At 63.4% G+C, this 11,714-nt stretch carries 9 protein-coding genes; 6 read left to right on the top strand and 3 right to left on the bottom strand.

Features of this window, described 5'->3' with window-relative positions; all coding sequences use genetic code 11:
* Positions 1 to 35: 35 nt before the first annotated feature.
* Both argF and AC3WL2_RS23845 read left to right on the top strand, forming a co-directional pair.
* On the top strand, positions 36 to 956 hold the full coding sequence (gene argF / locus AC3WL2_RS23850; protein WP_046854449.1) for an ornithine carbamoyltransferase: 921 nt from the start codon (positions 36 to 38) through the stop codon (positions 954 to 956).
* Complete coding sequence (locus AC3WL2_RS23845; RefSeq protein ID WP_102684761.1) at positions 953 to 2,062, top strand: ABC transporter ATP-binding protein; 1,110 nt, start codon at positions 953 to 955, stop codon at positions 2,060 to 2,062. The genes argF and AC3WL2_RS23845 overlap by 4 nt, the downstream gene beginning before the upstream one ends.
* A gap of 79 nt (positions 2,063 to 2,141) precedes the next feature.
* Here AC3WL2_RS23845 and AC3WL2_RS23840 read toward each other — a convergent pair whose 3' ends face one another.
* Together AC3WL2_RS23840 and ybaK are read right to left on the bottom strand one after the other, a co-directional pair.
* Positions 2,142 to 2,921: a PhzF family phenazine biosynthesis protein gene (locus AC3WL2_RS23840; RefSeq protein WP_102684760.1), complete on the bottom strand. Its 780-nt coding sequence runs from the start codon at positions 2,919 to 2,921 to the stop codon at positions 2,142 to 2,144.
* 99 nt (positions 2,922 to 3,020) lie between these two features.
* Positions 3,021 to 3,491: a Cys-tRNA(Pro) deacylase gene (gene ybaK, locus AC3WL2_RS23835; RefSeq protein WP_102684759.1), complete on the bottom strand. Its 471-nt coding sequence runs from the start codon at positions 3,489 to 3,491 to the stop codon at positions 3,021 to 3,023.
* A 305-nt stretch (positions 3,492 to 3,796) separates the two neighbouring features.
* Between ybaK and AC3WL2_RS23830 the strand changes: the two genes are divergently transcribed.
* The 4 genes from AC3WL2_RS23830 to glpD all read left to right on the top strand — a co-directional run bounded on the left by AC3WL2_RS23830 (position 3,797) and on the right by glpD (position 8,916).
* Positions 3,797 to 4,648 carry an MIP/aquaporin family protein gene (locus tag AC3WL2_RS23830; RefSeq protein WP_102684758.1) on the top strand — a complete coding sequence of 284 codons (852 nt, stop codon included), beginning with the start codon at positions 3,797 to 3,799 and terminating at the stop codon, positions 4,646 to 4,648.
* Between the two features lie 79 nt (positions 4,649 to 4,727).
* Positions 4,728 to 6,227: a glycerol kinase GlpK gene (glpK, locus tag AC3WL2_RS23825; protein ID WP_102684757.1), complete on the top strand. Its 1,500-nt coding sequence runs from the start codon at positions 4,728 to 4,730 to the stop codon at positions 6,225 to 6,227.
* A gap of 166 nt (positions 6,228 to 6,393) precedes the next feature.
* Positions 6,394 to 7,149 (top strand): DNA-binding transcriptional repressor GlpR, encoded by a 756-nt coding sequence (glpR, locus tag AC3WL2_RS23820; RefSeq protein WP_023629017.1) that lies wholly within the window; start codon positions 6,394 to 6,396, stop codon positions 7,147 to 7,149.
* Between the two features lie 237 nt (positions 7,150 to 7,386).
* Complete coding sequence (gene glpD / locus AC3WL2_RS23815; protein ID WP_102684756.1) at positions 7,387 to 8,916, top strand: glycerol-3-phosphate dehydrogenase; 1,530 nt, start codon at positions 7,387 to 7,389, stop codon at positions 8,914 to 8,916.
* 35 nt (positions 8,917 to 8,951) lie between these two features.
* Here glpD and AC3WL2_RS23810 read toward each other — a convergent pair whose 3' ends face one another.
* On the bottom strand, positions 8,952 to 11,690 hold the full coding sequence (locus AC3WL2_RS23810; protein WP_256583146.1) for an NEL-type E3 ubiquitin ligase domain-containing protein: 2,739 nt from the start codon (positions 11,688 to 11,690) through the stop codon (positions 8,952 to 8,954).
* Positions 11,691 to 11,714: the final 24 nt, after the last annotated feature.

The following is an 11,714-nucleotide window of genomic DNA, read 5'->3' as shown; positions in this document are numbered from 1 at the left end:
CGACCTGCAAAACGTTGCAGATAAGGTAGTCAATCATGAGCGCTAGGCACTTTCTCTCCCTGCTGGATTTCACCGCTGACGAATTGCTCGGCGTGATCCGTCGCGGCATCGAGCTGAAGGACCTGCGTAAACGAGGCGTGCTGTTCGAGCCGTTGAAGAACCGCGTGCTGGGGATGATCTTCGAGAAATCCTCGACCCGTACCCGAGTGTCCTTCGAAGCGGGCATGATCCAGCTTGGCGGCCAGGCGATCTTCCTGTCGCCGCGCGACACCCAACTGGGCCGCGGCGAGCCGATCGCCGACAGCGCCATCGTACTGTCGAGCATGGTCGACGCGGTGATGATCCGTACCCACGCCCACAGCACCCTCACCGAATTCGCCGCCAACTCGAAGGTGCCGGTCATCAATGGCCTGTCCGACGAATCGCACCCCTGCCAGCTGCTGGCCGACATGCAGACCTTCTTCGAGCACCGTGGCGCGATCCAGGGCAAGACCGTGGCCTGGGTCGGCGACGGCTTCAACATGTGCAACTCCTATATCGAAGCTGCCGTGCAGTTCGATTTCCAGCTGCGCATCACTTGCCCTGAAGGCTACGAGCCCGATCCGCGCTTCCTGCAACTGGGTGGCGACCGCGTGCAGATCATCCGTGATCCGAAGGAAGCCGTGCGTGGCGCCCACCTGGTGACCACGGATGTCTGGACTTCCATGGGCCAGGAAGAGGAAACTGCACGGCGCCTGGCGCATTTCGCGCCTTACCAGGTCACCCGCGAACTGCTCGACCTGGCGGCACCCGACGCCCTGTTCATGCATTGCCTGCCCGCCCACCGTGGCGAGGAGATCAGCCAGGACCTGCTCGACGACCCCCGTTCGGTCGCCTGGGACGAAGCTGAGAACCGCCTGCATGCGCAGAAGGCCCTTCTGGAATTCCTTGTAGAACCGGCTTACCACCACGCATGAGTCAACAGCTACTGCTCAACCTGCGCAACCTGGCCTGCGGCTATGGCGACCAGCGCATCGTCCAGAACCTTAACCTGCACCTCAACGCAGGCGACATTGGTTGCCTGCTGGGGTCCTCTGGTTGCGGCAAGACCACCACGCTGCGCGCCATCGCCGGGTTCGAGCCGGTGCACGAAGGCGAGATCCAGCTGGGCGGCGAGGTCATCTCCCGCGCCGGGTTCACCCTGGCGCCGGAGAAACGCCGGATCGGCATGGTTTTCCAGGACTACGCGCTGTTCCCCCACCTGACCGTCGCGCAGAACATCGCCTTCGGCATCGGCAAGCACCCGCACCAGGCCATGGTGATCGAGGAGATGCTCGAACTGGTCAAGCTGGCTGGCCTCGGCGGCCGTTACCCGCACGAGCTGTCGGGCGGCCAGCAGCAACGCGTGGCCCTGGCCCGGGCGCTTGCACCGGAGCCACAGCTGCTGTTGCTCGACGAGCCGTTCTCCAACCTCGACGTGGAGCTGCGCCGACGCTTGAGCCACGAGGTCCGCGACATCCTCAAGAGCCGCGGCACCAGCGCCATCCTGGTCACCCACGACCAGGAAGAAGCCTTTGCCGTCAGCGATCACGTGGGGGTGTTCAAGGAGGGGCGCCTGGAGCAGTGGGACACGCCCTACAACCTCTACCACGAGCCGCAGACCCCGTTCGTCGCCAGCTTCATCGGCCAGGGCTACTTCATTCGCGGCCAGATGAGCAGCCACGAGGCAGTGACCACCGAACTCGGCGAGCTGCGCGGCAACCGGGCCTATACCATGGCGCCCGGAAGCTCGGTGGACGTGCTCTTGCGCCCCGACGATATCATCCATGCCCCCGACAGCACGCTACGGGCACAGGTCATCGGCAAAAGCTTCCTCGGCGCGTCGACCTTGTATCGCCTGCAGCTTCCCACCGGCAGCCAGCTCGAAGCGATCTTCCCCAGCCACAACGACCACTTGCTCGGCCAGGACGTCGGCATCGCTGTCGCCGCCGATCATCTCGTTCTGTTCCCGGTACCCGGTAGCGTTGCCGCGCAGCTACCGCGCCAGGAGAACGGCGTGCGTCGCATCAGCTCGGCGCTCTGAGGTTCGACAGCAGCGCGGGGCAAGTCCGCTTCCACATCCTGTAAACAGGCGTGGGGCGGGCTCGCCCGATCACTTTGAATCAGACCATCAAAGTACCAGAGGCCACCAAGCGGGCCTGCCCACCGATCTTCACCCGTCCCCCCTCCAGCCGGCAGAACAGCTCGCCACCACGTGCGGACCGCTGGTACGCGTGCAACTGTGACTTGCCAAGGCGTGCCGCCCAGTAGGGAATAAGCGAGCAGTGAACAGAACCTGTGACCGGATCCTCGGGGATTCCGATACTCGGTGCAAAATAGCGCGACACGAAATCGTGACGTTCGCCCGGCGCCGTCACGATCACGCCTAAACCTGGCAGTTTCGCCAGCGCCGCCATGTCTGGCGTGCAGGCTCGCACGGCTTGCTCCGAAGCCAGCACCACCAGCAACTCCTTGGCCTGGTAAATTTCCTGTACCTCGCATCCCAACGCCTCGGCCACAGCCACCGGCTCGGTCAAGGGCTGCGCATCGATTCGCGGAAAATCGAGCCACAGGTGGCGCCCCTCACGGTTCACACTCAACGGCCCGGACAGGCTTTGAAAGTCCAGACGAGGCTTCTGCTCGCCATAGACCTCGAACAGCACATGGGCACTGGCGAGGGTGGCATGACCGCACAGTGGCACTTCGGTTGCGGGGGTGAACCAGCGAATCCGGTAACCCTCTCCTTCAGCGACCACAAACGCAGTTTCGGCGAGGTTGTGCTCGGCGGCGATCTGCTGCATCAGCGCATCGTCGAGCCACTGCTCCAGGTGGTAGACCATGGCCGGATTGCCGGCGAAGGGCCGGTCACTGAACGCATCGACCTGGTGAAAATGCAGCTGCATGCCACGACTCCTGTGTTGGGCGGAAGAGGCTTCGAGCATGGAGCAAGGCGCCTGGACCGAACAGTGACAGAGTCGTGGAATTTGAATCAGTACAGATGATCAGCCGCGACCGATCTCGGCAAACTGTGCCTGGGTATGGGCAGCGAGCACTGCTGCGGCGAGTTCCACTTCCAGGCCGCGGCGGCCAGCGCTCACATGAATCGTTTCATGTTGTTGCGCGGTTTGGTCGATAAAAGTGCGCAGGCGCTTCTTCTGCCCCAGCGGGCTGATCCCGCCGACCAGGTAGCCCGTGGCACGCTGGGCAGCCTGCGGGTCGGCCATCTCGCACTTCTTCACGCCGGCCGCATGGGCCAGCGCCTTCAGATCGAGCGTCCCGCCCACCGGCACCACGGCCACCAGCAACTCACCTTTTTCGCTGCTTGCGAGCAGCGTCTTGAACACGCGCAATGGGTCAAGACCGAGCTTTTCCGCCGCCTCCAGCCCATACGATGCGGATTTCGGATCATGTTCGTAGCTGTGCACACGGTGCTCGGCACGCGCCTTTTTCAGTAGGTCCAGGGCGGGGGTCATCAACGGCTCCAGGCGATCACAAGTCGCCCGGTACTTTAGGGTAAATCCGCCGGGGCAGCCAGCGCAGGACCCAGGCTAGAGCAGCGGCCGTGGATTCACCACGCGGCACGGCAGTCAGAATGTGGCTGAGCGTTCATTTTCGACCTTTGACATCAGCGTTTCTTGTCTATATTTTTTCGTTTATGAATAAATGGTGCACCTATAAGGTGCGCTTCCTGTACCCGCCCGGCGTCAATGGGGATCGACTCCGGGCTTTTTGCTGTCGAGCGCCCAGCGCCTCACAACAACAAGAACCGAGGTCATACATGACGACTGCTCTACGACAACCCACGCTATCCGCTCAGTGCCTGGCCGAATTTCTCGGCACTGCCCTGCTTATATTCTTCGGTACCGGCTGTGTCGCCGCGCTCAAGGTCGCCGGTGCCAGCTTCGGCCTGTGGGAAATAAGCATCATCTGGGGTGTCGGCGTGAGCATGGCGATCTACCTCACCGCCGGTGTGTCCGGCGCGCACCTGAACCCGGCGGTCAGCATTGCGCTCGCCGTGTTCGCCGGCTTCGACAAGCGCAAGCTGCCGTTCTACATGCTCGCCCAGGTGTGCGGCGCATTCTGCGGCGCCGCGTTGGTGTACTTCCTGTACAGCAACCTGTTCTTCGATTTCGAACAAAGCCACGCCATGCTGCGCGGCAGCCAGGCCAGCCTCGAACTGGCCTCGGTGTTCTCCACCTATCCGCACCCGGCGCTGTCCACCGGCCAGGCGTTCCTGGTCGAAGTGATCATCACCGCCATTCTGATGGCCGTGATCATGGCCCTGACCGACGACAACAATGGCCTGCCCCGCGGCGCCACCGCACCCCTGCTGATCGGCCTGCTGATCGCCGTGATCGGTAGCGCGATGGGCCCGCTGACCGGCTTTGCGATGAACCCGGCGCGCGATTTCGGGCCTAAACTCATGACCTTCCTGGCCGGCTGGGGCGAAATCGCCTTCACCGGCGGGCGCGATATTCCGTATTTCCTGGTACCGGTGTTCGCGCCGATCCTCGGTGCCAGCCTGGGCGCGGCCCTGTACCGCGGGCTGATCGCCCGCAACTTGCCGACGACACAAGCCGTGACCCAGCAGACAGACGATAATCCTCAGGGCGACACCCAGGTTTCCTGATGCCAGCGCCGGGCCCGGACCGCAAGGCCGGCGCCCGCCACGCCCTGACCTACTCCCATATTCGTGCAAGGCCACCGACATGACCGATACCCTGGACAAGAACTACATCATCGCCCTGGATCAGGGCACCACCAGTTCGCGCGCCATCATCTTCGATCGCGACGCCAACGTGGTGGGCACCTCGCAGCGTGAGTTCGCCCAGCACTACCCACAGGCGGGCTGGGTCGAGCACGACCCGATGGAAATCTTCGCCACCCAGAGCGCGACCATGGTCGAGGCCCTGGCCCAGGCCGGCATCAGCCACGCCCAGGTCGCAGCCATCGGCATCACCAACCAGCGCGAAACCACCGTTGTCTGGGACAAGGAAACCGGGCGCCCGGTGTACAACGCCATCGTCTGGCAATGCCGGCGCAGCACCGAGATCTGCGCCCAGCTCAAGCGCGACGGCCATGAGCAGTACATCCGCGAGGCCACTGGCCTGGTCACCGACCCGTACTTCTCCGGCACCAAGCTCAAGTGGATCCTCGATAACGTCGAGGGCGTGCGTGAACGCGCCGAGCGTGGCGAGCTGCTGTTCGGCACCATCGATACCTGGCTGATCTGGAAGTTCTCCGGCGGCAAGGTGCATGTCACCGACTACACCAACGCCTCGCGCACACTGATGTTCAACATTCACAGCCTGCAATGGGACGACAAGCTCCTCGATATCCTCGGCATCCCAAGCCAGATGCTGCCCCAGGTTCGTCCGTCGTCCGAAGTCTACGGCCATACCAAGAGCGGCATCGCCATCGCCGGTATCGCCGGCGACCAGCAATCGGCCCTGTTCGGCCAGATGTGCGTGGAGCCCGGCCAGGCCAAGAACACCTACGGTACCGGGTGCTTCCTGCTGATGAACACCGGCGACAAGGCGGTGCAGTCGTCCCATGGCCTGCTCACCACCATCGCCTGCGGCCCGCGTGGCGAAGTGGCCTACGCCCTCGAAGGCGCGGTCTTCAACGGTGGCTCCACCGTGCAGTGGCTGCGCGACGAACTGAAGATCGTCAACGACGCCTACGACACCGAATACTTCGCCAGCAAGGTCAAGGACAGCAACGGCGTTTACCTGGTGCCGGCCTTCACCGGCCTGGGCGCGCCCTACTGGGACCCATATGCCAGGGGGGCGCTGTTCGGCCTGACCCGTGGCGTCAAGGTCGATCACATCATCCGTGCCGCCCTGGAGTCGATCGCCTACCAGACCCGCGACGTGCTCGACGCCATGCAGCAGGACTGCGGCCAGCGCCTGTCCGAACTGCGCGTGGACGGTGGCGCGGTGGCCAACAACTTCCTCATGCAGTTCCAGGCCGACATTCTCGGCACCTGCGTCGAACGCCCGAAAATGCGCGAAACCACAGCGCTGGGCGCGGCCTACCTGGCAGGCCTGGCCTGCGGTTTCTGGAGCGGCCTGGACGAGCTGCGCGACAAGGCGATCATCGAGCGCGAGTTCAGCCCGCAGCTGGACGAAACGGCCAAAGAGAAGCTGTACAAGGGCTGGCGCAAGGCTGTCGATCGCACCCGCGACTGGGAAGATCACGACGCCTGATCCCACGAGCAACGCGGGGCAAGCCCACGAGCAGCTGTTCGTGGGAGCGGCGGTGCGCCGATGCGACTTGCCCCGCGATGAGCCTTTACGGATTAACCAGACTGGTCCTACACCACGACCTACGGCATCATTGCAGAATTTGTCCGGCTGCCCCAAAGGACCGCCCATGAATCTGCCTCCACGCCAACAACAAATCCTCGAGCTGGTCCGCGAACGCGGCTATGTCAGCATCGAGGAAATGGCGCAGCTGTTCGTCGTCACCCCACAGACCATCCGCCGCGATATCAACCAGCTCGCCGAAGCCAACCTGCTGCGCCGCTACCATGGTGGCGCCGCCTACGACTCGAGCATCGAAAACACCGCCTACGCCATGCGCGCCGACCAGATGCGCGACGAGAAGCAACGCATCGCCGACGCCGTGGCCCGGCAGATTCCCGACCATGCCTCGCTGTTCATCAACATCGGCACCACCACCGAATCCATCGCCCGCGCCCTGCTCAACCACAATCACCTGAAAGTCATCACCAACAACCTGCACGTGGCGGCGATCCTGGCGGCCAAGGACGACTTCGAAGTGCTGGTGGCCGGCGGCACGGTCCGCCGTGACGGTGGCGTGGTCGGCCAGGCGAGCGTCGACTTCATCAACCAGTTCAAGGTCGATTTCGCCGTGGTCGGCATCAGCGGCATCGATGAGGACGGCAGCCTGCTGGACTTCGACTACCAGGAAGTACGGGTATCCCAGGCAATCATCGCCAATGCTCGCCAGGTGCTGCTGGCCGCGGACTCTAGCAAGTTCGGCCGCAATGCCATGGTTCGCCTGGGCTCGATCAGCCTGGTCGACTGCCTGGTGACCGACCAGGCGCCTTCCCCGGCCCTGACCCAGCTGCTCAACCAGTACAAGATCCGCCTCGACGTGGTTTGAGTCCAAGGGCCTCGCCCCGCCTCCTTGCGTACCGCTGGGTCGAGTACCGTCCCGGCGGCACTTGATCTCTGCCTTGCAAATCGACACCCTGCCTTTTCGCAAATGTTCATTTCCCTGTCATCCGATCAGTTTTTTCTATGAAGACTGACTGGCAGCCGCCTGTTCATTACGCTACTATTTTCGGAAACGAACATTGATGTTCACATTCGATGTGAACAGCCCCAGGAGGCCTTGCCCGTGTCCCAGCCCGTTTCGTCCCAGCCACCCCTCCAAGACTGCTACGACCTCGCCGTTATCGGCGGTGGCATCAATGGCGTGGGCATTGCTGCCGATGCCGCCGGGCGCGGCCTCAAGGTGTTCCTTTGCGAAAAGGACGACTTGGCCCAGCACACCTCCTCGGCCAGCAGCAAACTGATCCACGGCGGCCTGCGCTATCTGGAGCACTACGAGTTCCGCCTGGTGCGCGAAGCGCTGGCCGAACGCGAAGTACTGCTGGCCAAGGCACCGCACATTGTCAAACCCATGCGTTTTGTGCTGCCTCATCGCCCGCACCTGCGCCCGGCCTGGATGATCCGCGCCGGTTTGTTCCTTTACGATCACCTCGGCAAGCGCAAGCGCCTGGGCGCTTCGCGCAGCCTGCGCTTCGGCCCTGGCTACCCGCTAAAACCCACCATTACCCGCGGCTTCGAATATGCCGACTGCGCCGTCGATGACGCCCGCCTGGTCGTGCTCAACGCCATGGCCGCGCGCGAACACGGTGCCGACATTCTCACCCGCACCCGCTGCTTGCGGGCCGAACGTGTCGATGGCCTCTGGCAGGTAGACTTGCAACACGCCGGTGGCAGTCTGCAGACCATTCGTGCGCGCGCCCTGGTCAACGCCGCCGGCCCATGGGTCGCCAGCTTTATCAAGGACGACCTCAAGCTCGACGCGCCGTACGGCATTCGCCTGATCCAGGGCAGCCACCTCATCGTGCCGCGCCTGTACGAAGGCGACCACGCCTACATCCTGCAGAACGAAGACCAGCGCATCGTCTTCTGCATCCCTTACCTGGACCGTTTCACCCTGATCGGCACCACCGATCGCGAGTACAGCGGCGACCCGGCCAAGGTAGCGATCACCGAGCAGGAAACCCACTACCTGCTGAAGGTCGTCAACGAGCACTTCAACCATCAACTGAGCCAAGCCGACATCCTGCATACCTACTCCGGGGTGCGGCCGTTGTGCAACGATGAGTCGGACAACCCGTCGGCGGTCACGCGTGATTACACCCTCGCGCTGTCCGCCGCCCAGGGCGAAGCGCCATTGCTGTCGGTGTTTGGCGGCAAACTGACCACGTACCGCAAGCTTGCCGAGTCGGCCATGGCAGAACTCAAGCCGTTCTTCAGCCAGATGGGCCAGAGTTGGACAGCCAACACGGCACTGCCCGGCGGCGAAGGCATGAGCACGCCTCAGGCACTGGTCGATGACCTGCTCGCGCGGCATCAATGGCTTGCACCTGACATCGCCAAGCGCTGGGCCGTGACCTACGGCAGCCGCACCTGGCAATTGCTCGAAGACGTAACCGGCCCGGACGATCTGGGCCAGGCGATCGGCGGTGGCCTGTTCACCCGGGAAGTCGATTACCTGCGCGAAACCGAATGGGCCGTCAGCACGCAGGATGTCCTCTGGCGCAGGACCAAACTGGGGCTGTTCACCAGCACAAGCGAACAGCGCGCCCTGGCGGATTACCTGGCTCAGCGCGACGCCCGCAGCAACGCCGCCTGACCCTTGCGCGGCGACCGCCCGGCGGTCGCCCGCGCTCAACCCTCCCGCCCGTATGCCTCCTTTGCCAACTCCAGGTACAGAGCACGTTCTTCGCCATTGAGCGCTTCCATCAATGCTGCGGCGCGTTCGATGTACTGCTGTTCGCCCGATTCCCCAGTCTGGCGCTCACAGGTCTCCAGCTGTTCATGAAACGGCGCGGCCAAGGCTTCGAAGCGCTCGGGGTAGCGATTGCGCACATAGCCTTGCCAGAACTCTCGTTGAGCCAGTGCCCGGCTCAGTACGTCGGTGTTCTCGCCGGCGAGGACAGTTGCGCCCGCACGCGTGATCTGCATGGAAGTCACACCGCTGTGCTCCATGTAGTTCATGTGCCGCGGTTGGGCCGGCAGGTCAAGCCTGTCAGCCAGATGAACCCGGTAGGCCAGGTAAACTTCGATGTCATCCACGGCGGCATGGGGGTTCTGGCGCATTTCCTGGATATGCCGAGCGGCAATGCTGTCCACCTCATCCAGGCGATAAAGCGATCGCCCCAGCCTCAGCAAGGTCGCTTCGGCCCGCCTGCCTCCTTCCCCTGCCTCATGCAAGGCAATATGGGCTCTGACTTCCAGTTGGCTGAGGATCAGCAACAGGCGGTCCTCACAGGTTCTGCGGCCCTGCGTCTGCCAGAACACCGCTTCGCGCACATCGGTGTTATCCGCGCACAGTTCGAGGATGCGCCATACCCTGGCGCGGTAGTAGCGCGGGTGATCGAGAAAGTCATCTGAGTGTGCAAAATCCGCTAGAAAGCGAAACAGGTCTATCGACTGCGACTCCTGGGACAACTGCGTCCAGATCTGCGTGCGCTGGGAGCGCATGGCGTCGTCGGGGGCGCCCATCCATCGTTCCAGCAAGGTGCCGTCGGCAACAGCGTGACGATAGGAGTCGTTGCGGTGGGTGGCCGCAACAGTGCTACTGCGGGCCACCAGTGCGTCACTGGCTTCGTCCAAGGGGTTGTCATGTATTGAGAGCCGCTGCAGGCGATTGCGCAAGCTGCGCAAATCCCCGTTCAGCTGGCGTATCTGGTTCTGGCGAATATCCACCAAGCCTCTCCAGGGCATCTGCGCCTCCTCTGGCAAGGCCTGCAGGCCGGTTGCGCGCAGCGACACCTCGCGTAAATGAGGCAACCCTGCCAGCTCGGGAACCTGGCCCAGCGGGTTATAGTTCAGATCCAGTCGCTGAAGCATCGAAAGGCTTGCCAACCTTTGGTTGCCTGCGGCATCAACGGTAATCCGGTTACCCGCCAGCCGCAGCGAACGCAACTCGGTCAAATGCTCCAGGCCTACCGGCAAGGCGGTCAACTGATTGTCCCGCAAGTCCAGCTCGCGCAGGTCAGAGAACCTACGCAGAAAGTCTTCATCAATCTGCTCAAGGCTCATATTGCGCAAGGTCAAGCGCCGAACATGGCCGAACTCGATGCCGGCCGGCAAGGTCGGCAAACTGCCCACCTGTTCGCCGTCGATATGCACCGCGAAGTCGTTACCGGCAATGCCAGCAGTCTTGCGCCGCCAGGCGCGACGGATCTGGTTGGCCACGCGTCGCCGCCTGAGCCCATCCACGAAGCTCACACGCTGACCCTGCCAGGTATCCAGCGCCCCGCGCAGGTTTTCCAGCTGCTGCTGGAGACTGCTCAAGTGCTCCCAGAGCCCGATACGACGACGCGTCAGTTCGCGCAGGTAAGCGTCCAGCTGTACGTCGGTCAAGGTCGGAAAGATGTCATGGATGCCGCGCCGAATCGCCTGGCGACTGCTCTCGCCGCCGCCACTCAATGCGTAGCCGCTGCGCCCGTCGGCCATTCGCTGCGGCGGGCGATAGCGCTCTGCGATAGGCTGCAAGCCCATTGATCTCGCGGTTTTTTCACGACCGACGCTGGCGTGTCGAGAGAGCCTTTGGCCGAGTTCTGTGGCCGTCAGACGCGGACCGCCAAGCGCCACCTTCTGAGCGTCATCAACGGCGAGCAGCAAACAGGGCAACAAGCCCGTGGCTGGGCCTGCTGGGGTGGGCTCACCCAAGTGATACCCCTGCTCGGTCTGGATGATGCTTGTGATTTGCGACGCGTCGTCAGCGCCCTTCGACGCCAGCAGACGACCACTCGACTCCCCAAGGCGCAATTCAATCCGCACCGACGGCGGCCATGGCGCCAATTCATCGATCAGTTCCAAAGCCAGGCGCTGGGTATCGGTATTGACCGCACCTTCGTACTCGAACCCGATCAGTGCGCGATCCAGCCGACTCTCGCGCAAGAACCAGCGTGCACGCTCGGCCATGGCCAATGGCACACGGCCACTGGCCAGCAGCGCCTCGATTTGCTCACCGCTTGCATGTTCGAGGATTTCTTCGGTGCCACGCACGGACAAGCCTGGGAATGCCCTGAGCAATACGGCCCCGGCCGCAGAGGGCGTACCTTGCCAAGTCGCCAGCTCTCGTTCGAACGCGTCGCCACGCAGCAGAGGATTAACTGCATGGCATTCATAGCGTGCGCGGGCATCGAACAGCCGTGCAGGGGCTGGCAGCTCTTGCAGATGCAGATGGCGCAGTTGATCGTGTTCGAGCCCGGTAATACGAAGAAGCGTTTCGGCGGCCTGGTCGGAAGCTTGCGCGAAGTCCCCGCCAAATCTGCGCAGCAGCGGGCCGCCGCCATCGAGGTGATGGGCCGAGACCTGCCAGGCCGCCAACCTGGAGCGGCCCTCGCCCTCGTGCAAGGGCGTGAGCGCATCGACAAACGGCACCCGCTCGAGCACCCGGCCCCCCCCCCCGCCCCCCCC

The organism is Pseudomonas sp. FW305-96, assembly GCF_058783825.1.
The sequence above is the reverse complement of the archived record's forward strand: the minus strand, read 5'-3'. Positions and strand labels throughout refer to the sequence as shown.